The sequence below is a fragment of the Rhodococcus sp. I2R genome (genome assembly GCF_020889545.1).
In the GTDB taxonomy this organism is placed as follows: domain Bacteria; phylum Actinomycetota; class Actinomycetes; order Mycobacteriales; family Mycobacteriaceae; genus Rhodococcoides.
This window is the reverse complement of record NZ_JAHUTG010000005.1, coordinates 44856-68667: the sequence shown is the minus strand read 5'-3', so window position 1 is coordinate 68667 and position 23812 is coordinate 44856. Positions and strand designations below refer to the sequence as shown.

The window sequence follows — 23812 nt, the reverse complement described above, 5'->3', positions numbered from 1 at the left end:
CTGGCTCCTCGTTCGGGTTGTGGCGGTGTCAGTTGAATCAGTGGCCGATTGCGCGGCTGTGTTCGATGTCGACTTCTCGGTAGGCCGCAGCCTGCATCCGCAAAGCCGCGGCCGTCTCGATCAACTCGTTGACGGCCTCGGAAGCAGCCGGTGTGAACGATCCCGCCGAATGCCGCATGAACTGGTTGGCCAGCAGCGACACCTCCTCGCTCCCCGAGGGGACAGTGTGGATCGGAAGGGACACCGCCGTCAGATTCGCCTGCAGTCGAGCGGCTGCCGCGTCCAGTTCAGCTGCCGCAGCCTCGAGTGCCACAGGATCGACTCGCACCGTTCCTGGCATGTGCTCTCCTAGTCCGTCTCCAAGAAAAATTTCGCTCTTCAATGGATTGGACGACGCCGCGGCCCGATCGGTTCCGCACAGTTCGGAAAAGCTCGAGTGATTGTTTCGTGCGCCCGTCCGTCCCGCCCCGTCCGCCCCGCCACCCCTCCCGCATGAATGGACCATCACAACGGCTAGACGGCTGCAATGGTCCATTCATGCCGAAGCCGGGCGGGCGGGCATGCCGAAAGGGGCGGGCCGAAAGGGGCTGGCCAGCCTCAGCCGAAGCCGAGTTCGTGCAGTCGCTCGTCGTCGATGCCGAAGTGGTGACCCACCTCGTGGGCGACGGTGATGGCGATTTCGCGTCGGGCGGTGTCGGCGTCGTCGACCATGTCGAGGATGGGTAGCCGGTAGATGGTGATGACGTCGGGTAGGTGCCCGCTGTATTCGAAGCGTTCGGTCAGGGCAACACCCTCGTAGAGGCCGAGGATGTCCTCGGTGGGGTGTTCGTCCTCGACGAGGATGACGACGTTGTCCATGCGGTCGGCTATGTCGGGCGGAAGGGTGTCGAGTGCGTCGCCGACGGCTTCCTCGAACTCGGCGCGACTCATGTCGGCGGGGATGGTTACCCTCCCGGGGTGATGGGGGCGGCGCCGGGCGGCGGCGTGGGCAGTGCTCGGCCGTCGGGTGCTGCTGGTGGTGGGACGGGGGGCTGGCCGTTGATGAGGATGTCGCCCGTCGCAGATCCGGTGATGGTGGCGAAGCCGCCCTCGTCGAGTTCCTTGCCGATCGAGCACGTCACCTGACGGCTCCCAGCGAGCCAGCTGGTGACGTCGATGGTGCTCCAGAAGAGCGTGAGGGTCTTGTCTCGCAGGGCGGTGTCCGAGCCGAGGTAGGCGTTGACGGCGTCGGTGCACGTGGGTTCGAGGTAGGCGTCCTGGTCTGCTTCGTTGGGGATGCCTACCTGGAATTGCTGCTGCAGATCGATGACGGACGCCACCTCGAAGGCGTGCGGCTGACTGCATTCGACGGGATCGGAAGGGACGTTCTGGTTGATGCCGATGCAGGTGCCCACATCCCACACGCTGGACTGGTCCTGATCGAGCACCGAACCGGTCATCTCCTGCGGAACCCCGGTGTTCGACGATTGTTGAACACCGCACCGTAGCGTCCGTTCGCCGGTGGCCCAGCCGGTCTGGCTGGGGAACATCAACCCGACACTGAATTTGCCGTTCGGGTCGAACTTGGTGCCGAGGTAGTCGACGACGGAGTCGATGCAGTGCTCGTCGCGCAACTGGCTGAACCGCATGGCTCCCGGGTATGCGGATCCGGGCGCGAACTCGATGCCGGGGTACGCCGACATATCGACGTCCTTGGCGACCTCGAAACGGTGCGGCTCGGCGCACGACACCTGGGCGAGATCCTGACGGTCGGTCTCGGGATCGTCCGTCGGCGTCCACTGCAGGCATGTGCCCGGATCGGCCGAGCCGAAGCTCGAGGCAGACACGGGCCCGGTGGTGGCGGGGCCTGCCACCGAGTGCGTCGTGATCTTCTCGGGCTGATCGAAGCCATCCGTGACGAGCAGGGTGACGGCGGCGGCGCCGACTGCGCCGACCGCGACCAGAGCGAGAGCTCGGCGCGCGACGGACGCACTGACGGTGCGCGCGCTGCGGGTTGTCGGCTTCTCCGGCTTGCTGGTGGACATCTCCTCCATCATGCCCGAGTATCTTCGGGTCTCATGAACGACCCGGATGAGACAGCAGCCGAGGTAGCCGAATTCGCCGGTCGGTTGTTCGGTATGGCACGCACCGGTGACACCGATGCACTCGTCGCCTATCTCAATGCGGGCGTCCCCGTGGATCTGAACAACGATTCCGGTGACACGCTGGTGATGTTGGCGGCCTATCACGGACACGCGACCACAGTCCGCGCCCTGGTCGCCAAGGGTGCCGATGTCAATCGTGCGAACGACAAGGGACAGACACCGCTCGCCGGGGCGGTGTTCAAGGGCGAGGACGATGTGGTGCAAGCCCTCGTCGACGGCGGTGCCGATCCGCGCGGTGGGCAGCCGTCGGCGATCGACGCCGCTCGCATGTTCGGACGCGAGGACTACCTGGGGTTGCTCGGCAAGTAAGGTTGCCATCCGTGATCGACCTCAAGTTCCTCCGCGAGAATCCTGATGTTGTCCGTGCCTCGCAGCGCACCCGGGGTGAGGACCCCGGCCTCGTCGACGTGCTGCTCGAGGCCGACTCCACGCGTCGCGCCGCCGTGCTGGCAGGCGATCAACTGCGCGCCGAGCAGAAGGCGCTGGGCAAGAGGGTCGGCAAGGCCTCGCCCGAGGATCGCCCGGCATTGCTGGCCGGAGCCTCCGAGCTGGCCGCCCAGGTCAAGGCCGCCGAGGCGAAGCAGCACGAGGCCGACGCCGCCCTCGATGCCGCTCAACGCGCGCTCTCCAACATCGTCGAGGACGGCGCGCCGGCCGGCGGAGAAGAAGATTTCGTCCTGCTCGAAACCGTCGGCGAGATCCCGACGTTCGAGTTCGAGCCGAAGGATCATCTCGAGCTCGGTGAATCGCTCAACCTGATCGACATGGAGCGCGGCGCGAAGGTGTCGGGTTCGCGGTTCTACTTCATGACCGGCTACGGCGCCCTCCTGCAGCAGGGGATGCTGCAGTTGGCCGCGCAGAAGGCCGTGAAGAACGGGTTCACGATGATGATCCCGCCGGTCCTGGTGCGTCCGGAGATCATGGCGGGCACCGGATTCCTCGGCGCGCATTCCGACGAGATCTACCGTCTCGAAGCCGACGACCTGTACCTCGTGGGAACCTCCGAGGTGGCGCTGGCCGGCTACCACTCGGGCGAGATCATCGACCTGTCCGACGGACCGAAGCGTTACGCGGGCTGGTCTTCGTGCTTCCGCCGCGAGGCAGGCAGCTACGGCAAGGACACCCGCGGCATCATCCGCGTCCACCAGTTCGACAAGATCGAGATGTTCTCCTACATCAAGCCGGAGGACGCGGCCGCCGAGCACTCGAAGCTGCTCGAGTTCGAGCGGGAGATGCTGGCGGCGGTCGAGTTGCCCTACCGCATCATCGACGTCGCGGGCGGCGATCTGGGATCCTCGGCGGCGCGCAAGTACGACTGCGAGGCCTGGGTTCCGACGCAGAACGCCTACCGCGAGTTGACGTCGACGTCGAACTGCACGACGTTCCAGGCGCGTCGCCTGAACGTTCGGTACCGCGACGAGAACGGCAAGCCGCAGATCGCGGCGACGCTCAACGGCACTCTCGCGACCACGAGGTGGATCGTCGCGATCCTGGAGAATCATCAGCAGGCCGACGGCACCGTCCGCGTCCCCGAGGCGCTGGTCCCGTTCGTCGGGACGGATGTGCTGCGCTGACGCCGGTAGCTACCCGTCCGTAGTGGGCGCAGCCGTGCACTCGACCATCGCCGAATGCTCGCGGTCGACGTAGTCCCAGGCCCACGAGAGAAATGCGTCAGCTTTGCTGTGGGCACCGCTGAGCAGGCTCGCGTGCACACCGAGCCACGCCGCGAATGCAAGGTGGCCCTCGAGGTGGTGGCGGTGCTCGCCGATCTCGGCGACGGCGGCGCCGCGGCCGATCATCGCCATGATGCCCTTGTCCTTGTAGGCGAAGGCCTTCTTGGGCTTCCCGGCGACGGCGCGCTCGATGTTGTGGGCGGTCCACGTGCCCGCCTGCAGCGCTACCGAGCCGAGTTGGGGCAGCGTGCTTCCGTCGGCTCCGGGGATGTTCGCGACGTCGCCGATCGCATAGACATTTTCGAATGCCGGAACGGTCAGATCGGCCGAGACGTCGATCCGGCCGCCGCGTCCGGGCTTCACCTCGGCGGTCCCGGCGATCGGTGACGCGGATTCGCCGCCGGCCCAGATGACGGTGCAGGCATCGATGCGCGAGCCGTCGGAGAGCGTCACACCCTCGGTATCGACCGACGCCACCCCGACTCCGAGCAGGACCTTCGCCCCGTGCTCGACGAGTTTGTCGCGCGCGTAGACGTGCGATCGCTCGCTGAACGGCGCGAGCAGAGCGGGACCGTGGTTGACCAGCGAGGTCTGTCCCTTCCCGCCCGGATGGTTCATCGTGCGCAGAGCAGCGGTGAGTTCTGCAAACGCTCCTGCAGTCTCGACGCCGGTGGGTCCACCGCCGACGACAACCACGTTGAGTGGATCGCGTTCACCAGCGAGAAGGGCGCCCACGTGGTGACGCAGCGCGGTGGCGTCGGCGACGGAGTAGAGCGGAAACGAGTGCTCCTCGGCGCCCGGTGTGCCGAAGAAATTCGCGGTTGCGCCCGCGGCGACGACCAGGTGGGAGCCCTCGATTCGCTCACCGCCCGCGGTGAGGGAGCGTGTCGCGAAGTTCAGGTCGGTGATGTCGGCCTGGACGACGCGGACCGTGTCGAGACCGTGAAAAATCGAGGCCAGCGGGCGTGCGACATCGGCTGCCGGTAGCTGCGAGGTGGCAACCTGATAGAGCAGTGGCTGGAACTGGTGGTAGTCGTTGCGGTCGACGAGCGTGACGTCGACGCCTTTGCGTCCCAGCTCGTGCGCACATGCAAGTCCAGCGAGCCCGGCTCCGGCAATCACCACGTGAGTCACACGCCCACACTAGTGGGGATTGCTCAGAAGAACTGGCCGAAAACGAAACCGATGAGCAGCACTGCGGTGCCCCCGATTTCACAGACGATGAGGGCCCACATGAACAGGTCCGTCCCCCGAACGGGATGTTCGAACTGATTGTCGGTGTCGCCGAGAAATCCGTGCACCACGTAAGTGGCGATGGCCGCGACGAAGAACAGTGTCACGATCGATCCCGCGAGGAGGTTCACCGCCGTCGGGAACGCGCTGAACTCAGCGAGTGCGGCAAGGACGAGTGTGGCGAAGGAATACATCAGCGCGGCGCGGTGCGCGATGTCGACGTAGGGATGCGCCAACGCGGTGGGCGAGGCCGACATCTGCCGGTACTTCCACACCCCGAGAACGAGGCCACCGAGCAGTAGCAGCCCCGCGATCAGCAGCAGGATCTTGGTGTCGAGGCCGATGGTCATGCCACGTCCCCTATGCAGAAGCCGCTTCCGTCGCGGGTGAGGGTGAAGATCTGGTTCTGCTGGAAGCCGGAGACGTTGGTGACATCGGCGTAGACGGTCGTGTAGGCGGCATTGGAGTAGGCCACGTAGACGCTGTCGGGGTTGTACGACGCCGACCCGGTGAGCCGGCCGGGGTTGTTCGCCAACGGAGGTGCGGTGGGGCTACCGGTGCCCTGTGCATCCCAGGCAATGTCGGTGCCGCACACCACGGGGTAGTCACCCTCGAGATCGGCGGGGTCGGCGGGTGCCCCGGTGAAACGCCCCACGTACCGCGCGACGGTGTGGACGGCGTCGAGGTCGGTGTAGACCGGTTCGGTTCCGGTGGGGTGTACGCGCGGGCAGGCGTAGCCGGAGGCGATCTCATCTCGCGCGATCGACAGCGTCGAGATCGGCCCGGTCCAGGTCACGAGGTTCGCTTCGGCAGTGCCCGGCTGTGCCGCAGCGTCGAGAACGGCCGATACGTCCGCGTACTCCACCGGTATCAGGTTCGGCGGGATGGTGAAACACTTCTGCGCTACCGCGTCGACGCCACCGGTGTCGAGATCGGTCAGGAACGCGCTCAGCGCGGAGGTGGCCTGCGAATCGCCGGGAACGGCTCCCACAATCGGGCCTGTCGGCGGCGCGGGCGTGGTGGTGGTCGGGATCGGTGCGGCGTTCTGGGACGTGGTGGTCGGGGGTTCCGGGGTCTCGGTGGGGATGCCCTGCTGGCCGTCGCCCGCGCACGCGGTGAGCGCCGCTACCGTCCCCAGCAGTCCCACCCCGGCGATTGCAATTCTGCGAAGCGAACTCATGTTCAGCTGACCTTCCCCGTTACGTCTTCTCCCCGCCCTGGCTCTACGACTACGCTAGCGGACTGTGGAACCTGTCTATCGCTCTGTCATTGGCATCGCCCGTGTGGTCTTCGCCTTCGAAGGCCTCCGATTCCAGGTCGAAGGCGAGGAGAACATCCCTGCTACCGGAGGGGCGGTCATTGCCGTCAATCACACCGGTTACCTGGACTTCACCTACGCCGGATTGCCGCCGAGGTCGGTGAAGCGATACATCCGTTTCATGGCGAAGAAGGAAGTGTTCGACGACAAGATCTCCGGCCCCATCATGCGGGCGCTCAAACACATCCCCGTCGACCGTGGTGCCGGTGCCGAGTCCTACAAGGCTGCCGTGTCATCACTGCGCGGAGGCGAATTGGTGGGCGTCTACCCCGAGGCCACCATCAGTCGCAGCTTCGAAATCAAGGAATTCAAGTCCGGCGCGGCCCGCATGGCCATCGAGGCGGGAGTCCCGATCATCCCGACGGTCATCTGGGGTGCGCAACGCGTGTGGACCAAGGGCTTCCCAAAGCGGCTCGGCCGCACCAAGACTCCCATCTCCATTGCCGTCGGCGAGCCCATCGAACCGATCGGACCGCCCAACGAGCTCACCGAGAAATTGCGCAAGACGATGCAGGAAATGCTGCTGAAACTGCAGGAGGGCTACGAGCACGAGCCGGGTGCCTACTGGGTGCCTGCCAGGCTCGGCGGCAGCGCGCCTACCCTCGCCGAGGCCGACAAGCTCGACGCCGTCGATGTGGCCGCGCGGGCCGCTGCCCGGCAGGCGCGCGAGAACGACTGAGACTCAGTTGGTCGAGACGTGCCAGACCAACGCTGCGGCCAGCGCGCCGATTCCGTTGAGCGACCAGTGCAACGCGATCGGCGCGATCAGGCTGCCGCTGCGTTGCCGTAGCCACGTGAAGACCAGTCCCGCTGCCGCAGTGGCGACGACGGCGGCAGCGATGCCGATCACCTGACCCACTACCCCGCCGCCCAGAAAGTTGCTCAGCCCCGCGTTGCCCGAGGTCAACCCCATCGACGACGCGATGTGCCACAGGCCGAACAGCAGTGAGCCTGCCGCGAAAACGCCGCGGGCGCCGTAGATCCGCCCCAACGTGCCCTGCAATACACCGCGAAAGGCAAGTTCCTCCGGGATGACGGTCTGCAACGGGATGACGATCATCGACGCCACCAGTGCCGCCGAGATGGTGGCATAGCGGTCGGCCATGAAGAACGGTCGCGTGATCGGTAGAAGCGCACCGATCGCCACCACGGTCAATACCAGAGCGACGGCGCCGAGCGCATAGAGCGAGCCGGTCTTCCATTGCCGCGGTGACAGGCCGAGTTCGGCCCAGCCGAGCCCGCGCCGACGCGTCAGCGCAAGCAAGATGATGGCGGCTGCCGGCACCGTCGCGATGCTGAGCCACACCGTCGTGAAATGGGCGATCAGGTTGCTGACCACCAGTACGAGTACGACGATCGCAACATCGAGATAGGCGTGGAAGCGGCGTCGACGATGCGCCATAACGGCGTCTTTCGTCATGAGCATTCCGCCCAGTGTACCGACGAAAGCCGGGTGGGCGGCTGTGACCGACGCACGAGGGCCTGACCACGGGGCCGCTAGGGCAGAATGGGGCACGATGTCTGATACCAGCCGTACCCAGCCCAGTCTCGTCGCCAGCGATGTCGACGGCACCCTTCTCGACGAGCGCGAGAGGGTCACCGAACGCACCCGACGTGCGGTTTCCACGATGGTCCGCGAGGGCACTCCGTTCGTGCTCTCCACCGGTCGGCCCCCTCGGTGGATCTCGCCGGTGGTCGAGCAGCTCGGGTTCGCACCGATGTGCGTCTGCGCCAATGGGGCGGTCATCTACGACAGTGGTACAGATCGCATCCTCGATACGCACACGCTGTCGATCGAGACGCTCAACGCGCTGGCCGAGCTCGCATACAGAGTCCTGCCCGGTTGCGGGCTGGCTGCCGAGCGCGTCGGTGCCAGCGCTCACGATGCCGCAACGCCGCAGTTCGTGAGCTCACCCGGTTACGAGCACGCCTGGCTCAACCCCGATAACACCGAGGTCTCGCAGTCCGAGGTCCTCGACATTCCCGCGGTGAAGCTGTTGATCCGGCTCGCCGGGGCATCGAGTGGGGACATGGCTGCTGCGCTCGCTCCGCTGATCGGTGACGCCGCCGATCTGACGTACTCCACCGACAACGGGTTGATCGAACTGTCGGCGCCGGGTGTGACCAAGGCGTCGGGACTGCTGGTCGTGGCTGAGCGTTTGCAGGTGACTGCGGCCGGTATCGCGGCGTTCGGAGACATGCCCAACGATGTGCCGATGCTGCGGATGGCGGGATTGGGCGTCGCGATGGGGAACGCGCATCACGCCGCACTCGCGGCCGCGGACGAGGTCACCACCACCAACGCCGACGACGGAGTGGCGCGAGTCCTCGAACGCTGGTGGTGACACGCCGGTGGCCCCCGCACGATCGAGAAGTGCGAGGGCCATCGGTTGTTCACTGTCAGGGAGCGGGAGCGGGAGCGGGCTCCGGTGCCGGTCCGCTGAGCATGTGCTTTTCGTAGGTGTCGTTGTAGGTCCGGATGACCGTGGTGACGATGCCGGTGAGCTCGTTGAAGATCAGCGAGCCGTTCTCGAAATCGGTCCGCAGGCCGCCGGGTACCGGGTACTCGTCGGTCGTCGGGAGTCCGAGTTCGCCGTCCTCGCCGCCGAGGGCCATGAACTGCTCGAAGATCTTTCCGATCACTGCAACTGCCTGTCCGGCAAGTGAAGTGAAGATCGAGCCGTTCTGGAACTGGGCGGTCTCGCCGCCGCCGCTGACCTGGACGAGTCCGCTGATCGGGGTGCCAAGGATGCCGGTCTCTCCGCCCGTGTCGAGCCACTTCTTAGCGACAGGATTGGAGCTGGCGAGGCGAACCAGTTCGTCGACCAATGCCGGAATGTTCTCTCCGAGAGCGCTACTGGCGTCGGTTCTGGGTGATGACGGCGTGTCCTGAGCGTCCGGGGTGTCCTCGGTTTCCTGCGTGGGAGTATCTGCGGACTCGTCCGACCCACCGCCGCCGAGACTTGCCGCCGCGATGCTGCGGATCTCGTCCATCTTGGCGTAGGCGCCGTCACCTGGGCATGCCGTGTTTCCGACGTCGCGGTGCGCGAAAATCACTGGGAGATCGACGCTTTGGCCGCGCCCGATGAAGGTGAAGTCGGTGCCCTCGGAGATCATGGTGGTCTCACCCTCGGGGTCGAGGCCTGCTTGGCCCAGACGCCATCCGAGGAATTCGCCCACCGAGTCGAGGGTTTCCTGCGACGGTGACTCCGAGCTGTAGTCACCCATCATCGCGATGCCCATGGTGTTCTCGTTGAATCCACCGGCGTGCGCGCCTTGAACGGCCTTGTCCAGTCCACCGGCGCGGCCCTCGAAGATCTGGCCGAACTTGTCGACGAGAACGTTGTAGCCGACGTCGCACCACCCGAGTGTCTGTGCGTGGTAGGCGTAGATGGCCCGGACGATCTCCGCGGACTCGGTCCGCGAGTAGTCGTTGCTGCCCGCGGTGTGGTGAACCGTTGCGCCGCCGATGAAGTCGTCGTACGTGGGTGTCTTGCAGCGGATCGATTCGTCGGCGCCCCACTGTGCGCGGGAGATGACCTTGGGGCCGGCGTTCCCGGCGACCGGAGTCGCGATGTCGGCGAGCGCCGAGTCGGCGGGGGAGCTGCCGGGTTGGATCAGTACGGCGCTGATGTCCTCGACGGCAGCGGCGACTGCATTTTCCTGCTGTCGCAGCGGCTTGGTCACCGAGGCGGGTGTGTAGCCGAGCTCCTGCTCGGGCGCCGGTGCTGCTTCGGGTGCCGGTGCTACTGCGGGTGCCGGTGCTACTGCGGGCGCCGGAGCTACCTCGGGCGCCGGAGCCGGAACGGGTGCGGACACCGGGGTGGCCCGGGGCGTCATCAGGAGCTGAACGGCGTTGGTCGAGCCGACGAACACCGGTTCGGTGCCCTGCCGCCCGTCCGTCGGTGCGCCGTCGCTGCTGTCGCTCGCGATGGGTTCGGTGGTGATCCACGGCCCCCACGACCCGTCCTCGAGCTGGCGGCGAACCTGCGCGACGGTGCCGTCGATGGCAGGTGAGGTGAGCGCGACCATGCTGAACGGGGTGTCCTGCGTCAGTTCTTTGACAACGGCACCCAGCGGTGTGCCCGGGTCGTCCGCGGCGTCCACTGCGGGCGGGGCGACCGGGAGCGGCGCGGAGACGTTGTTGCGGCCCAGTTCGGGTACCGGCGCCTGGGCGGACGGATTCGTCGGGGCTGGCACCGTCAGGCCTGGGATCTCGGGGATCTCGGGGATCTCGGGGAGAGTGATGTTCTCCGGCAGCGGCAGGTACTGCAGATCGGACAGGCGCAGGTCGGGCAGCGGCAGGCCCGTCAACTCGCTCAGGGGTATGACGATGTCCGGTGCTGCACTCAGCGCTGTTTCGATGATCTGAGTAGGAACGGTCACAGGGGTGGTCTCGTTGGCCGCTCGAATATCGGTGGACGCGGCGTCGCCGGAGATGCTGTAGACCGCGAAGGGACTCGCGACGGCAAGCAAGGCGACGGCGCCGAGAACGATCGACGGCTTCGTTCGACGGTGCAAGGCGGTACTCCCTGGTGTGTAGGTGCGGGTTGTCGTGGTGCTCGACGGCCCGCGAAGCATCCTGCGACGGTGCGACGCGAATTGCTTCCGATCAGAACTGGCTTGTGATGCTGTTGTCATGTATGTGCCGGGTGAGACTATGCTCGAGTCACATGCGCAACAACAGCATCATCAGACACAAGGCTAAACCTTAGCTTGAGAGTTAGCCAGCGCCAGTATTGACCGTCGGCGCGGCGCGTCGTACCCACCGCTTACTCTCATGGTTGTGACAGTTCACTTCATCGGCGCAGGACCGGGTGCTGCCGATCTGCTGACTCTTCGCGCTGTCGAGCACATCCATCGCAGTCCGGTGTGTGTGTTCGCCGGTACCTACATCGACGAGAAGATCCTGGCGCACTGCCCGGACGACGTCCGTCTGGTAGACACCGCGAAACTCGACCTCGACACCATCACCGGTGAACTCGTCGCGGCCCACGAGCGAGGCCAGGATGTGGCGCGGCTCTGCTCGGGCGACCCGTCGCTGTACTCGGCGCTGGCCGAGCAATCCGCGCGACTCGACGCAGCGGGTGTGCCCTGGGATGTCACGCCGGGTGTGCCCGCCTATGCGGCGGCGGCAGCGACACTCGGCGTCGAACTGACCGTTCCCGAAGTGACCCAATCGGTGGTTCTGACGCGCACCCAGGCGCGTTCGACGGTGATGCCGGACACCGAGACGCTCTCCCGCTTCGCGGCGACCAGGTCGACGCTGGTGCTGCACCTGGCGATCACGCGCATCCGGGTGCTTGTCGAGGAGATCGTCGGCGAGTACGGCCTGCACTGCCCGGCGGCTGTCGTCTTCCATGCAAGCAAACCGGATCAACTGGTCCTCACCGGCACTCTGGCCGATATCGCCGATCAGGTCGAGGCCGCCGACCTGCGTCAGGCAGCGGTGATTCTCGTCGGGCCAGCGGTGGGCCGCACGCCGGGAGCCGAGTCGCACCTCTACGACGCCTGCCGGGAGCGGGCGTGAGTGGAGCCTGCGGAATGAACTGGAAAGTGTGAGTGGAGCCTGCGGAATGAATCAGAGGAAAGTGTGAGAATCCATCTCATCGGAATCGGTAGTGGGCATCCCGATCACGTCACTGCCCAGGCGGTCGCGAGGTTGAACGAGGTCGAGGTGTTCCTCGTCGCGGACAAGGGCGAGGCCGTCGGCGATCTCGCGCAGATCCGCACCGAGATACTCCGTCGGCACGTCCGGGGCGAGTACCGCGTCATCTCTGTTCCCGATCCCGAGCGGGATCGGACGCCCCGCGATTACGGCGCCGCGGTCGCCGATTGGCACGACGCCAGGGCGCGCGCGTACGAGAAGGTGCTGCTCGGGCTCGACGCCGACGAGACGGTCGGATTTCTTGTCTGGGGGGACCCTGCCCTGTACGACAGCACCATCAGGGTGATCGAACGCGTTCGTGATTTCGGGACGCTCGACTTCGACTTCGATGTGACGCCTGGGATCAGCAGCGTGGCGATGCTCGCTGCGGCGCACCGGCTAGTCCTCAATCGCGTCGGCGGCCCCATCGTGATCACGACCGGTCGGGCACTGCCGGGTGACGTCCTGGCCGGTGCAGACAACATCGTGGTGATGCTCGACGGTGGCCTTGCCTGCCGCGAGCTTGTTGGGACCGGTCGGTGGGGTATTCATTGGGGAGCGAACCTGGGAACGGACGATGAACAGTTGGTGGCCGGTCCGCTCGACGAGGTGATCGGTGAGATCGAGCGGGTGCGGGCGGCGCTCAAGGCCCAGCACGGCTGGGTGATGGACACTTACCTACTGAGGTCGAGTGCGGAGTGACCATGGTGTGCGGGAGCGTAGCCGCTCGTCGGATACCCTGGTTGCCCGTGACTGCCGTATCTTCTTCCCCTGCCAGTTCCGACGCCTCTTCGACCGGTCGATACGACCTCATTGTCGTCGGGTCGGGGTTCTTCGGCCTCACCGTTGCGGAGCGTTCGGCCTCGCAGCTGGGCAAGCGTGTCCTCGTGCTGGATCGGCGGCACCACCTGGGCGGCAACGCGTATTCGGAGGCTGAGCCGGAGACGGGTATCGAGATTCACAAGTACGGCGCGCACCTGTTCCACACCTCGAACAAGCGGGTGTGGGAGTACGTCAACAAGTTCACCGACTTCACCAGCTACCAGCACCGCGTCTTCGCTCTGCACAAGGGCCAGTCGTATCAGTTCCCGATGGGCCTGGGCCTGATCTCGCAGTTCTTCGGCAAGTACTTCTCGCCTGCCGAGGCGCGGGCTCTCATCGACGAGCAGTCCAGTGAATTCGACTCGAAGGACGCGCAGAACTTCGAGGAGAAGGCGATCTCGTTGATCGGACGCCCCCTCTACGAGGCGTTCATCAAGGACTACACCGCCAAGCAGTGGCAGACCGATCCGAAGAATCTGCCCGCGGGCAACATCACCCGGTTGCCGGTGCGGTACACGTTCGACAACCGCTACTTCAACGACACCTACGAGGGACTACCGGTCGACGGCTACACCGCATGGCTCGAGAAGATGGCCGCCGACGACAAGATCGAGGTCCGGTTGAACACGGACTGGTTCGACGTCAAGGCCGAGCTCGTGGCCGAGAGCCCCGACGCCCCTATCGTCTACACCGGCCCACTGGACCGCTACTTCGACTACTCCGAGGGCGAACTGGGCTGGCGCACAATCGATTTCGAGACCGAGGTACTCCCGACGGGTGACTTCCAGGGCACCCCGGTGATGAACTACAACGACGGCGATGTGCCGTTCATTCGGATCCACGAGTTCCGCCACTTCCACCCCGAGCGCCAGTACCCGACCGACAAGACGGTCATCATGCGCGAGTTCTCCCGCTTCGCCAAGAGCGGCGACGAGCCGTACTACCCGATCAACACGCCCGACGATCGCCAGAAGCTCGAGGCATACCGGGAACGCGCCAAGGCAGAAACGGCGTCCAACCATGTCCTGTTCGGTGGCCGCCTCGGCACCTACCAGTACCTCGACATGCACATGGCCATCGCCAGCGCACTCAACCTCTACGACAACACCCTCGCTCCGCACTTCGAATCGGGCGCAGCCCTGACAGGGGACAAATGACGGCCAAGCATCTGCTGGAGGACGGCGTCGCCGATGTCGTCCCGGTCATGGGTAAATCGCTGCTGCAGCGCGTACTGCTGCCGCGCTCGGGCGAGCCGCTCGACGTGCGCACCCTGTATTTGGAGGAAGCGACGACCAACGCGCGACGGGCGCATTCGCTCTCGCGTACCTCGCTCGCCGTCGGCGCCGAGTCCGAGGTGTCGTTCTGCACGTACTTCAACGCCTTCCCGGCGAGCTACTGGCGGCGCTACAGCGTGCTGCAGTCCGTCGTACTGCGCATCGAGGTCTCGGGCCACTGCCGCATCGACATCTACCGCTCGAAGGCCGATGCCTCGCGCATCCACGTCGAGGGGCGCGAGGCCGTCGACGGTGATGCCGCGCAGGAGTTCATGATCGATCTCGGTCCGTTCGAGGACGGTGGCTGGATCTGGTTCGACATCACCTCCGATTCCGAGGTCGTGCTCGAGAGCGCAGGGTGGTTCGCACCCGTCGAGGCACCGGGCGAGGCGAGCGTCGCCATCGGAATCCCTACCTTCAACCGGCCGACCGACGCCGTGAAGGCACTTGCCGCCATCGGCTCCGACCCGCTGGTCCTCGGTGTCGTCAAGGCCGTCATCATGCCTGATCAGGGCACCCGCAAAGCCAAGGACGAGCCCGGATTCGACGCGGCCGCCGCAGCCCTCGGAGGCCGCTTGGCGGTCCACGACCAGGCCAATCTTGGCGGTTCGGGCGGGTACAGCCGCATCATGTACGAGGCGCTGACCAACACCGATTGCCAGCACATCCTGTTCATGGACGACGACATCGAGATCGAGCCGGACTCCATTCTGCGAGCGCTCGCGATGTCGCGATTTGCGAAGGTCCCGACGCTCGTCGGTGGCCAGATGCTCAACCTGCAGGCGCGCAGCCACCTGCACGTGATGGGTGAAGTGATCGATCGCAGCAACTTCATGTGGACTGCCGCCCAGAACGTCGAGTACGACCACGACTTCAGCGAGGAGCCACTGCGCTCGAGCAAGCTGCTGCACCGGCGCATCGACGTCGACTACAACGGCTGGTGGATGTGCATGATCCCGCGTGTCGTTGCCGAGGAGCTGGGTCAACCTCTGCCGCTGTTCATCAAGTGGGACGACGCCGAGTACGGCTTGCGTGCACGCGATGCCGGCTACCCGACGGTGACGCTGCCGGGCGCCGCGATCTGGCACATGGCCTGGAGCGACAAGGACGACGCCATCGATTGGCAGGCGTACTTCCACCTGCGCAACCGCCTCGTCGTCGCGGCGCTGCACATGCCGGGCAACGGCCGCGGCCTCGTTCTCGACACCGTCAAGGCCACCGTCAAGCACCTGCTGTGCCTGGAATACTCGACCGTCGCCATTCAGAACAAGGCGATCCGTGACTTCCTCGCGGGCCCCGAGCACATCCTGGACATCCTTCCTACCTCGCTCGGTGAGGTGCACGCACTGCGCAAGACCTACTCCGACGCTGTCGTGGTGGGTTCGTCCACGGAGCTCCCCCTCGCCTCGGGTGAAGAGGTGGGTTCGGTAGGCATGCCGAAGAATCCGCTGGCGAAGATCGGCCGCCTCGCGAAAGGCCTCGTGCACAGCGTCCGGCCCGCTCATACGCGTCACCACGAGCGACCGCAGCTCAACGTGCCCACGCTGGATGCGCGGTGGTTCCTGCTCTCGCAGGTCGATGGCGTCACCGTCACTACCGCCGACGGCCGGGGCGTCGTCTACCGCAAGCGTGACCGCGACGAGGCCGCCGCCCTGTTCAAGGAAGCGATGGCGCTACGCAGCGAGCTCGCTCGCCGTTTCCCCGATCTGAAGGCTCGCTACCGCGACGCCGTACCTCACCTCACCAGTAAGGAAACCTGGGAACGTGTCTTTCGTTACGAGGCGTAAGAATCAGGACGAGGCCCCAGCCGAGGTGCGGATTCTGGCGAAGGTCCAGGCCACAGTCGGTGCGCAACCAGCGGCGATCTCGGTGGCACGAGGTATGTCACATTTCGGTGAGCATGCCCTCGGCTGGGTTGCGATCGCCGGCGTCGGTGCCGCACTCGATCCCACTCGTAGGCGTCAGTGGGCCGGTGTCGCCGTGGGCGCAGTCGGTTCGCACGCTGCGTCGATCGTGATCAAGCGGGTTGTACGCCGCCCCCGACCCAGCGACCCTTCGGTTCGAGTCAACGTCTCGACTCCGAGCAAACTGAGCTTCCCGTCCTCGCACGCGACGTCGACGACCGCCGCCGCCCTGCTGCTCGGCAGACTCACGGGTCTGCCGGTAGCTGCTGTTCTGGTACCACCGATGATGCTCTCGCGGCTGGTACTGGGCGTCCACTATCCCACCGACGTACTTGCCGGCTCAGCGCTCGGCGCGTTGTCCGCAGCCGCCGTGTGCAAGTTCGAAGGAGACAAATGAGCGAGGAAGCAGCTCCCCTGGGCGCACCACCGAAGAACCTTCTCGACGGGGTGATCAAGGCCCTCCGGCCGCGCCAATGGGTCAAAAACGTACTCGTGCTCGCCGCTCCGCTGGCGGCTGGCTCGGCGACCCAGATCGATGTGTTGCTGCCCGTCGCGCTGGCGTTCGTGGTGTTCTGCTTCGCCGCCTCGGGCGTGTACCTCGTCAACGACGCGCTGGACGTCGACGCCGACCGCGCGCACCCGACCAAGCGGTTCCGTCCGATCGCCGCAGGCGTGCTGCCGGTCAACTTGGCCTACGCCATGGCGATCGTCAGCTTCGTCGCCGCCATCGGTCTCTCGTTCCTCGCGAACTGGCAGCTCGCCCTCGTCATCGGCATCTACATCGTCATTCAACTGGCCTACTGCTTCGGACTCAAGCATCAGGCTGTGCTCGATATCTGCATCGTGTCCTCCGGCTTCCTGCTGCGCGCCATCGCCGGTGGTGCCGCGGCGTCGATTCCGCTCTCGCAGTGGTTCCTGCTGATCATGGCTTTCGGTTCACTGTTCATGGCAGCGGGTAAGCGCTACGCCGAGCTCCAACTGGCCGAACGCACCGGTGCGAAGATCCGCAAGTCGCTCGAGAACTACACCACGACGTATCTTCGATTCGTCTGGACACTGTCGGCGACCGCAGTCGTGCTTTGCTATGGATTGTGGGCCTTCGAACAAGACGCCGAAAAAGCCACGAGTTGGTTTGCGATCTCGATGATTCCGTTCACGATCGCTATCCTGCGATACGCGGTGGACGTCGATGGTGGCGAAGCAGGCGAGCCCGAAGAGATCGCGCTCGGCGACAGGGTGTTGCAGGTGCTTGCCCTTGCGTGGATCGGAGTAGTGGGTGTCGCTGTCTACCTCGCCTGACGAGTTGAAGAGCGGGGGGCCGAAGAGCGGGGGGCTGACGAGCCGATCCGGTCGTCGGCTGAACAGGGCTGTTTTCGGTGCGGGAGTCGCGGTTACGGCTCTGCTCTTCCTGCTCGGCGCCTGGCAGCGACGGTGGATCGCCGACGACGGCTTGATCGTCCTGCGCACCGTCCGCAATCTGTTGGCCGGAAACGGTCCGGTCTTCAATGCGGGCGAGCGGGTCGAGGCCAGTACGAGCACCGTCTGGACCTACCTGGTGTATGCGGTCGGCTGGCTCAGCGAGGCGCGCCTCGAGTACGTCGTCCTCACCATTGCGCTGGTGCTCTCGACGGCCGCAGTAGTGGTGGCGATGCTGGGCACGTATGCGCTCCACACGGACAGCGTTACCGCACGTGCGACTCTCTATCTTCCCGCGGGCGTGCTCGTCTACATTGCGCTGCCGCCGGCACGGGATTTCGCCACATCGGGTTTGGAAACTTGCCTGGTCATCTTCTGGATCGCGCTGCTGTGGCTGATGATGGTTCGATGGGCGACCCGGGATGTCGGCCTGCCTGCGGTGCTGTTTCTCGCCTTCTGGGCCGGTCTGGGTCCGTTGGTCCGGCCCGAACTGGTCATTCTGTCCGCCCTCGCGCTGGTGATGATCTTTCTGGCTCCGCAGACATGGGTGAGCCGGTTCTTCGTGTTTGCGATCGCGGGCGCGACGCCGATCCTCTATCAGATCTGGCGGATGGGTTACTACGGACTGCCGTACCCCAACACAGCGGTCTCGAAGGATGCGGGCGGCGCCAAATGGTCGCAGGGCATGAACTACCTCTGGAACCTTCTCGGCCCCTACATGCTGCTGTTGCCACTGGTATTGCTTCTCGTCGGAGGCATCGTCACCGCTTTGCGGGGACCGCGGTTCACCGTCCCCACAAACGTCGGCGATGTGCAGCGGTCGTTGCGGACGCCGACGGCAGTAGTCGCGTTCGCGCTGCTCGGGGGCGTCCTTTCGCTGCTGTACGCCGTCCGAGTCGGCGGAGACTTCATGCACGGTCGCACGTTGCTGCCGGCGCTGTTCACGCTTCTACTGCCTGTGGCGATCCTGAAACTGACGGTTCCGGCGAGCAGATCCGATGCGCGGGCGACGGCGACCCTCGCAGTGGGCGGCCTCGTCTGGGTCACCACGGTCATCTGGGCGTTCTTCGCCGCGAACACCACGGGGATGCCCGAGGGTGCGATCGTCGGTCGCACAGGGATCGTCGACGAGCGCGCTTTCTACGCACTGAACACCGGCCACGCCCATCCGATTCTTGCTGCGGATTACCTGGACTATCCGCGAATGCGTCCCATGGTCGCGGCCATCGAGAACACTCCCGACGGTGGTCTGCTCCTGCCGAGTGCGCAATTCACCTACTGGGATGTGGTGCCGCCACCGCTGCCGATACCCCCGGGCGGCGTCGGTCACACGGTCTACTTCTTGAACCTGGGTATGACCAGTATGAATGTCGGTCTCGATGTACGAGTGATCGATCAGATGGGCTTGGCATATCCCTTGGCCTCGCATACCGAACGTCTCGAGAATGGCCGTATCGGGCACGACAAGAGCCTCTTCCCGGACTGGGTGGTAGCCGACCTCGGTCTCGTCGACGAGCATCCGTTCTTGCCCTGGTACATGGACGAGGACTGGGTTGCCGATGCGAGTGTGGCGTTGACCTGCCCCGATACGCAAGAATTGTTGACCTCGTACCGCGCGCCATTGACCCGCGAATTGTTCGTCAGAAACTTCAAGCGGTCGTTTTTCTATGCGGGATATCGCTTCGACCGCATCCCGGAATACGAATTACAGAGATGTGGTTTGGAGCCACCGATTCCGAGGTCCGACAATTGACCCTTAGGATCGATCGAGTTGCGTCGTAACTACCCGGTAGCCAAAATGGGATATCTCGTTTTCGTAACGTACGGCGCCTCCGGGTCGATGTATGCGAAAGATATGTGTGACTGCTCTGGCCCCGAGGGCCGGCTTCACGTCGCCGAAATGGGTGACCCGCAGGTTTCTGCGGGTCATCGTCACTGCTGAGAGGTCGAATGCATGCTGGGTAGAACGAACAAGGGAGCCGGGGGGCGCTTCCGCCGGATTGTCACCTCTCTGGTGATGGCTGTGGCATTGCCTCTCGGACTGGCAGTCGCCGGAACCGGCGCGACGGCCAACGCCGCATTCGACCCGCGCGCGTTCGACTTCGTGGTGGATTCCTCCATGGGTCCGATCAAGAGTCGAATCTGGCGTGCAGCCGACGGAAACACCGATCGAGTGGTGTACCTCCTGGACGGTCTGCGTGCCACCAACGACATCTCCGGCTGGGAGCACGAGACGGACGCAGGCGCGCATCTCGCCGCATACAACATCAACGTCGTGCAGCCTGTCGGTGGCATGTCGAGCTTCTACTCCGACTGGTACGCACCTTCCAACTTCAACGGCCAGCAGACGACCTACAAGTGGGAGACGTTCCTGACGCAGAACCTGCGCAACGAGCTCGCAGGTCGTCTCGGCTTCAACCCCAACCGAAACGGTGTCGTCGGTATCTCGATGGGCGGCAGCGCGGCGTTGACAATGGCCGCGTACTACCCCGACCAGTTCTCGTATGCCGGTTCGCTCTCGGGCTACCTGAACATCTCGGCACCAGGCATGCGTGAAGCAATGCGGTTGGCGCTGCTCGACTCGGGCCGCTTCAACATCGACGCCATGTGGGGACCACCCTGGGATCCGGCATGGCTACGCAACGATCCGTTCGTCTTCGCGCCGCGCCTTCGCGACAACGGCACTCGCGTGTGGGTCTTCGCCGGTAGCGGCCTGCCCGGTGGGCTCGATCAGCCGCGCAGCTTCATCGACTACTACAACACCGCCAACGGCATGGGCCTCGAGGCAATTGCGTTGGCGAACAGCCGCGCATTCCAGATCCGCATGGCCAGCATCGGTGCGAACAACGTGACGTACGCCTTCCCTGGCGTCGGAACCCACCAGTGGGGTTACTGGCAGGAGCAGGTGCACATCATGGCGCCGGACCTGAGCGCGCACATCGGCTGATATTCCCCACTCGACCCCCGCTCATCATCTTGTTCTGTGACGATTCACTGTCCGACATGGGTGGTCAGCGGGGGTTCGTGCGAGTTAAGGTCACAGTCTGTTACCGGCCGTTTTTCCAACCTGAGATGAAGATCACAGTGTTGCTAATGGGCCGAAAGATGGCTTAGTGTCCACTTTGCTCGCCTTGAGTGACCACGACTGAATACCTTCACTGCGGCCCGACAGGGCCGAGAACCGCCCTGTTGGGAAGAGCGGGTACCGCATGACCGCGGAACCGCAGAAGACGAGAGAGAGCACGATCCATGCGATTTGCCGGCCTCAAGACCAGACCGAGACTGTCTCAGAGGTGGCGCCAGCGCCTCCTCGGAGTGAGCGCTGCTGCGCTGGTGGTTCCCATCGCAGCCGGAATGGTCGGCGGCGCAGTTGCAGTGGCAGCGCCGGGCGCGATCGCGCACACGGCGCCTGCCGGTGGTCGTGAGGATCTCTTCGTTCCCTCGGATATGGGCCCCATCAAGGTTCAGGTCCAGTGGGCTGCGCGTGGCGGCAACGCGGCGTTGTACCTGCTCGACGGCCTGCGTGCTCGCGAGGATCGCAACGCATGGTCGTTCGAGACCAATGCGCAGGATCAGTTCGCGGGCGACGATGTCACGCTGGTCATGCCAGTCGGTGGCCAGGCCAGCTTCTACAGTGACTGGTACGCGGCGTCCAACTTGAACGGTCAGGAAGTGACCTACAAGTGGGAGACCTTCCTCACCGAGGATCTGCCCGCCTATCTCGAGGGCTACGGCGTCTCGCGCACCAACAACGCTGTGCTGGGCATCTCGATGGGCGGTTCCGCCGCCCTGACACTGGCCGCCTACCACCGCGACCAGTTCAAGTTCGCCGGCTCGTTGTCGGGCTACCTCAACATCTCGGCACCCGGTATGCGTGAGGCCATCCGCGCCGCGATGCTCTCGCAGTCCTGGTTCAACGTCGATTCCATGTGGGGACCGCCCTGGAGCCCGGCCTGGTTGCGCAACGATCCCTTCGTCTTCGCACCGCAGCTGCGCGGCCTGTCGATGTACATCTCGGCGGCGAGCGGCTTGCCCGGTGAGTACGACCGCCCGAGCGCGCCGATCGACTTCTACAACACAGCGAACGGCATGGCTCTCGAAGCCCTGGCCCTGGCCAACAGTCGAGCATTCCAGGTGCGCCTGGCCACGCTCGGTATTCCGGCCACGTTCAGCTTCCCGAGCAACGGAACCCATAGCTGGCCGTACTGGTCCTCGGAGCTGTTCAAGGCTCGCGGTCAGATCCTCGAAGCTCTGAACGCCTGATTAGCTGACGTCCCACGAATGCCGTCCTGCCTTGCAGGGCGGCATTCGTGCGTGCGGGGTAGTGCGCTCGTGGGGGGCTGCCACGGTACGTTGATTCACAATTGCACCATCCGTCACAGCGAGTCTCTCCGGTTCTGGCGTAGTTCGCGTGTAAAAAGACATCTACAGAGGTCTGCGACGAGGTAGTCACGCGACTTCGGCAAGCAGCAAGAGAAAGAGAGTCACCACCATGCGCACTGAGCTTGTTCGCTTCGGCCGGCGTCCGACGGCCGGAAACAAGGCTCGGCGGGCCGCCACTGCCGCAGTGCTCGCGGCAGCATTGATGTCCCCCTTCGGCGCCGCAGGTATCGCCCAGGCGACGCCGGCGGCGGTAACGCTGCCCGCCCCCACGCAGGCTCCGTCCGCGGCCACCGTCACCGCTGTCGACTGGCTGTCGGACCGCCGCGTCGCGCTGTGGATCGATTCTCCGTCGATGGGCACTCCCATCCAGGTTCAGCTGCTGCTCGCCCGCGATTGGAACATCAACCCGCAGGCAGTCTTCCCGTCGGTCTGGATGCTCGACGGTCTGCGTGCGACCGACACCGAGAACGGCTGGACTGCCGAGACCGATGCCGAGTCGTACTTCGCAGACAAGAACGTCAACGTCGTACTCCCCGTCGGCGGACAGTCCAGCTTCTACTCCGACTGGGTCGACCAGGACAACGGCAAGAACTACCAGTGGGAGACGTTCCTGACCAAGGAGCTGCCTCCTATTCTCGAGAACGACTGGCGTACCAATCAGACTCGCGGCGTCGTCGGTCTGTCGATGGGCGGCACCTCGGCGATGTTCCTCGCCGCCCGCAACAAAGGCTTCTTTCAGTTCGCCGGCTCCTTGTCCGGAATCTTGACGACCACCTCGCTCGGTATGCCGCAGGCGATCCAGTACGCGATGGCCGACGCCGGAGGCTTCTCGTCCAAGGCGATGTGGGGCGCTCCCACCAACGACCTGTGGGCTCAGCACGACCCGTACCTGCTCGCCGAAAAACTCGAGGGTGTGAGCCTCTACATCTCGAGCGGCAACGGCGTGGCGGGACCGTACGATCCACCGTCGGGAATCCCGGGTGTCAGCTCCAACTACGCAGGCATGGGTCTGGAGATACTTTCACGTCTGACCTCGCAGACGTTCGCGACCAAGCTCAACAAGCTCGGCATCCCGGCACAGGTCAACTACCGCCCCTCGGGTCTGCACACGTGGGAGTACTGGCAGTTCGAGCTCAAGCAGCTCTGGCCACAGCTGGCGAACACGCTCGGCGTCGAGGCGGACAAGCCTGCTTGCACCGTAGCGGGCGCCATCGGCAACACCACCGGTGCGAACGCTTGGCTCGGTGACTGCCTGACGGCCGAGTACAACGTCGACGGTGGCCGCGCACAGGACTTCCGATTCGGCCGGGTGTTCTTCTCCCCGGACACCGGCGCGCATGTCGTCGCCGGCGCGATCGGCGGCACCTATCAGGGTTCGGGTGGGCCGAGTGGCCCACTCGGCTTCCCCACCACCGGTGAGTACGGGGTGCCCGACGGACGCGGACGGGTCAACTCTTTCCAGAACGGCATGATCTACTTCACCCCGCAGACCGGTGCGCATGCGGTGCGCGGCGCCATTCTCGACGAGTGGGCACGCCAGGGCTACGAGAACGGTCCGCTCGGTTACCCGGTTCTCAGCGAGGTCGCCACACCGTCGAAGCCCGGGGTAGTGCAGGGCTTCGAGATCGGCGCCATGTATTACAGCCCCGAACACGGTACGCACTCGGTGCAGGGGATGATCCTGGGCAAGTACGGCCAACTCGGCTGGGAGAACGGCCAACTCGGCTTCCCGAAAACAAACGAAATGGGACCGCTCCGCGACGGGGGCCGGTTCAACGAGTTCGAGGGCGGCAACATCTACTGGAGTCCGCTGACCGGAGCTTGGGCCATTCGCAACGGTGAGATCTTCGACGCCTGGAAGAACGAGGGCTACGAGAACGGCCGCCTCGGCTACATCACGAGCGACCAGTTCGAGATGGACGGCGGCGGGATTCAGCAGAATTTCCAGTTCGGAATCATCACCGTCAAGGACGGAACGGTCACCATCGCCCCGTGACG

Annotated in this window: 22 protein-coding genes; 14 read left to right on the top strand and 8 right to left on the bottom strand. The window is 65.0% G+C overall.

Annotated features, from left to right (window positions below; all coding sequences use genetic code 11):
* Positions 1-37: 37 nt before the first annotated feature.
* The 3 genes from KVY23_RS06325 to KVY23_RS06315 form a co-directional block, all read right to left on the bottom strand.
* On the bottom strand, positions 38-340 hold the full coding sequence (locus tag KVY23_RS06325; RefSeq protein ID WP_230555760.1) for a PE domain-containing protein: 303 nt from the start codon (positions 338-340) through the stop codon (positions 38-40).
* Positions 341-597: 257 nt separating this feature from the next.
* Complete coding sequence (locus tag KVY23_RS06320; RefSeq protein WP_230555759.1) at positions 598-930, bottom strand: metallopeptidase family protein; 333 nt, start codon at positions 928-930, stop codon at positions 598-600.
* A 14-nt stretch (positions 931-944) separates the two neighbouring features.
* Positions 945-2033: a septum formation family protein gene (locus KVY23_RS06315; RefSeq protein WP_230555897.1), complete on the bottom strand. Its 1089-nt coding sequence runs from the start codon at positions 2031-2033 to the stop codon at positions 945-947.
* Between the two features lie 24 nt (positions 2034-2057).
* Between KVY23_RS06315 and KVY23_RS06310 the strand changes: the two genes are divergently transcribed.
* Together KVY23_RS06310 and serS are read left to right on the top strand one after the other, a co-directional pair.
* Positions 2058-2453: an ankyrin repeat domain-containing protein gene (locus KVY23_RS06310; RefSeq protein ID WP_230555758.1), complete on the top strand. Its 396-nt coding sequence runs from the start codon at positions 2058-2060 to the stop codon at positions 2451-2453.
* Positions 2454-2464: 11 nt separating this feature from the next.
* A complete protein-coding gene (serS, locus tag KVY23_RS06305) occupies positions 2465-3718 on the top strand; it encodes a serine--tRNA ligase (protein WP_206508899.1) in 1254 nt (417 codons plus the stop codon).
* A 9-nt stretch (positions 3719-3727) separates the two neighbouring features.
* Here serS and KVY23_RS06300 read toward each other — a convergent pair whose 3' ends face one another.
* Genes KVY23_RS06300 through KVY23_RS06290 form a run of 3 tightly spaced genes read right to left on the bottom strand, consistent with a single transcriptional unit; the run spans position 3728 to position 6230 of the window.
* Positions 3728-4951: an NAD(P)/FAD-dependent oxidoreductase gene (locus KVY23_RS06300; protein ID WP_230555757.1), complete on the bottom strand. Its 1224-nt coding sequence runs from the start codon at positions 4949-4951 to the stop codon at positions 3728-3730.
* Between the two features lie 23 nt (positions 4952-4974).
* Positions 4975-5400: a hypothetical protein gene (locus tag KVY23_RS06295; protein WP_230555756.1), complete on the bottom strand. Its 426-nt coding sequence runs from the start codon at positions 5398-5400 to the stop codon at positions 4975-4977.
* Complete coding sequence (locus KVY23_RS06290) at positions 5397-6230, bottom strand: hypothetical protein (protein ID WP_230555755.1); 834 nt, start codon at positions 6228-6230, stop codon at positions 5397-5399. Before KVY23_RS06290 ends, KVY23_RS06295 begins: the two co-directional genes overlap by 4 nt.
* 64 nt (positions 6231-6294) lie before the next feature.
* Here KVY23_RS06290 and KVY23_RS06285 point away from each other — a divergent pair, with 64 nt between their 5' ends.
* Positions 6295-7047 (top strand): 1-acyl-sn-glycerol-3-phosphate acyltransferase, encoded by a 753-nt coding sequence (locus KVY23_RS06285; RefSeq protein ID WP_230555754.1) that lies wholly within the window; start codon positions 6295-6297, stop codon positions 7045-7047.
* Between the two features lie 3 nt (positions 7048-7050).
* On the opposite strand, the gene KVY23_RS06280 is transcribed toward KVY23_RS06285, so the two are convergent.
* Positions 7051-7794 carry a CPBP family intramembrane glutamic endopeptidase gene (locus tag KVY23_RS06280; protein ID WP_230555753.1) on the bottom strand — a complete coding sequence of 248 codons (744 nt, stop codon included), beginning with the start codon at positions 7792-7794 and terminating at the stop codon, positions 7051-7053.
* Between the two features lie 91 nt (positions 7795-7885).
* Between KVY23_RS06280 and KVY23_RS06275 the strand changes: the two genes are divergently transcribed.
* Positions 7886-8713 (top strand): HAD family hydrolase, encoded by an 828-nt coding sequence (locus KVY23_RS06275; RefSeq protein WP_230555752.1) that lies wholly within the window; start codon positions 7886-7888, stop codon positions 8711-8713.
* A gap of 55 nt (positions 8714-8768) precedes the next feature.
* Here KVY23_RS06275 and KVY23_RS06270 read toward each other — a convergent pair whose 3' ends face one another.
* Positions 8769-10889, bottom strand: coding sequence for an N-acetylmuramoyl-L-alanine amidase (locus KVY23_RS06270; protein WP_230555751.1), 2121 nt, complete (start codon positions 10887-10889; stop codon positions 8769-8771).
* 265 nt (positions 10890-11154) lie between these two features.
* Here KVY23_RS06270 and KVY23_RS06265 point away from each other — a divergent pair, with 265 nt between their 5' ends.
* The 10 genes from KVY23_RS06265 (at position 11155) to KVY23_RS06220 (ending at position 23810) form a co-directional block, all read left to right on the top strand.
* The gene (locus KVY23_RS06265; RefSeq protein ID WP_230555750.1) at positions 11155-11898 is read left to right on the top strand and encodes a cobalt-precorrin-4/precorrin-4 C(11)-methyltransferase; all 744 of its coding nucleotides are present in this window, start codon (positions 11155-11157) and stop codon (positions 11896-11898) included.
* Between the two features lie 63 nt (positions 11899-11961).
* Positions 11962-12717, top strand: coding sequence for a precorrin-6A synthase (deacetylating) (gene cobF / locus KVY23_RS06260; protein WP_230555749.1), 756 nt, complete (start codon positions 11962-11964; stop codon positions 12715-12717).
* Positions 12718-12719: 2 nt separating this feature from the next.
* The gene (gene glf, locus KVY23_RS06255) at positions 12720-13994 is read left to right on the top strand and encodes a UDP-galactopyranose mutase (RefSeq protein ID WP_268994804.1); all 1275 of its coding nucleotides are present in this window, start codon (positions 12720-12722) and stop codon (positions 13992-13994) included.
* On the top strand, positions 13991-15898 hold the full coding sequence (locus KVY23_RS06250; RefSeq protein ID WP_230555747.1) for a glycosyltransferase: 1908 nt from the start codon (positions 13991-13993) through the stop codon (positions 15896-15898). Before glf ends, KVY23_RS06250 begins: the two co-directional genes overlap by 4 nt.
* Positions 15876-16412 (top strand): phosphatase PAP2 family protein, encoded by a 537-nt coding sequence (locus tag KVY23_RS06245; RefSeq protein WP_230555746.1) that lies wholly within the window; start codon positions 15876-15878, stop codon positions 16410-16412. The genes KVY23_RS06250 and KVY23_RS06245 overlap by 23 nt, the downstream gene beginning before the upstream one ends.
* Positions 16409-17314 (top strand): decaprenyl-phosphate phosphoribosyltransferase, encoded by a 906-nt coding sequence (locus KVY23_RS06240; protein WP_230555745.1) that lies wholly within the window; start codon positions 16409-16411, stop codon positions 17312-17314. The genes KVY23_RS06245 and KVY23_RS06240 overlap by 4 nt, the downstream gene beginning before the upstream one ends.
* Positions 17292-19184: a flagellar motor control protein ZomB gene (gene zomB / locus KVY23_RS06235; RefSeq protein ID WP_374108691.1), complete on the top strand. Its 1893-nt coding sequence runs from the start codon at positions 17292-17294 to the stop codon at positions 19182-19184. The genes KVY23_RS06240 and zomB overlap by 23 nt, the downstream gene beginning before the upstream one ends.
* 201 nt (positions 19185-19385) lie before the next feature.
* Positions 19386-20378: an alpha/beta hydrolase family protein gene (locus tag KVY23_RS06230; RefSeq protein ID WP_187346668.1), complete on the top strand. Its 993-nt coding sequence runs from the start codon at positions 19386-19388 to the stop codon at positions 20376-20378.
* Between the two features lie 302 nt (positions 20379-20680).
* The gene (locus KVY23_RS06225) at positions 20681-21694 is read left to right on the top strand and encodes an alpha/beta hydrolase family protein (protein WP_206509136.1); all 1014 of its coding nucleotides are present in this window, start codon (positions 20681-20683) and stop codon (positions 21692-21694) included.
* 322 nt (positions 21695-22016) lie between these two features.
* A complete protein-coding gene (locus KVY23_RS06220) occupies positions 22017-23810 on the top strand; it encodes an alpha/beta hydrolase-fold protein (RefSeq protein WP_374108695.1) in 1794 nt (597 codons plus the stop codon).
* Positions 23811-23812: the final 2 nt, after the last annotated feature.

What these genes read in the sequence shown, in the direction of transcription:
- KVY23_RS06325 (WP_230555760.1), bottom strand. Translation starts at nt 340, where the DNA reads ATGCCAGGAACGGTGCGAGTCGATCCTGTGGCACTCGAGGCTGCGGCA.
- KVY23_RS06320 (WP_230555759.1), bottom strand. Translation starts at nt 930, where the DNA reads ATGAGTCGCGCCGAGTTCGAGGAAGCCGTCGGCGACGCACTCGACACC.
- KVY23_RS06315 (WP_230555897.1), bottom strand. Translation starts at nt 2,033, where the DNA reads ATGGAGGAGATGTCCACCAGCAAGCCGGAGAAGCCGACAACCCGCAGC.
- KVY23_RS06310 (WP_230555758.1), top strand. Translation starts at nt 2,058, where the DNA reads ATGAACGACCCGGATGAGACAGCAGCCGAGGTAGCCGAATTCGCCGGT.
- KVY23_RS06295 (WP_230555756.1), bottom strand. Translation starts at nt 5,400, where the DNA reads ATGACCATCGGCCTCGACACCAAGATCCTGCTGCTGATCGCGGGGCTG.
- KVY23_RS06290 (WP_230555755.1), bottom strand. Translation starts at nt 6,230, where the DNA reads ATGAGTTCGCTTCGCAGAATTGCAATCGCCGGGGTGGGACTGCTGGGG.
- KVY23_RS06280 (WP_230555753.1), bottom strand. Translation starts at nt 7,794, where the DNA reads ATGCTCATGACGAAAGACGCCGTTATGGCGCATCGTCGACGCCGCTTC.
- KVY23_RS06275 (WP_230555752.1), top strand. Translation starts at nt 7,886, where the DNA reads ATGTCTGATACCAGCCGTACCCAGCCCAGTCTCGTCGCCAGCGATGTC.
- glf (WP_268994804.1), top strand. Translation starts at nt 12,720, where the DNA reads ATGGTGTGCGGGAGCGTAGCCGCTCGTCGGATACCCTGGTTGCCCGTG.
- KVY23_RS06250 (WP_230555747.1), top strand. Translation starts at nt 13,991, where the DNA reads ATGACGGCCAAGCATCTGCTGGAGGACGGCGTCGCCGATGTCGTCCCG.
- KVY23_RS06240 (WP_230555745.1), top strand. Translation starts at nt 16,409, where the DNA reads ATGAGCGAGGAAGCAGCTCCCCTGGGCGCACCACCGAAGAACCTTCTC.
- KVY23_RS06230 (WP_187346668.1), top strand. Translation starts at nt 19,386, where the DNA reads ATGCTGGGTAGAACGAACAAGGGAGCCGGGGGGCGCTTCCGCCGGATT.
- KVY23_RS06225 (WP_206509136.1), top strand. Translation starts at nt 20,681, where the DNA reads ATGCGATTTGCCGGCCTCAAGACCAGACCGAGACTGTCTCAGAGGTGG.
- KVY23_RS06220 (WP_374108695.1), top strand. Translation starts at nt 22,017, where the DNA reads ATGTCCCCCTTCGGCGCCGCAGGTATCGCCCAGGCGACGCCGGCGGCG.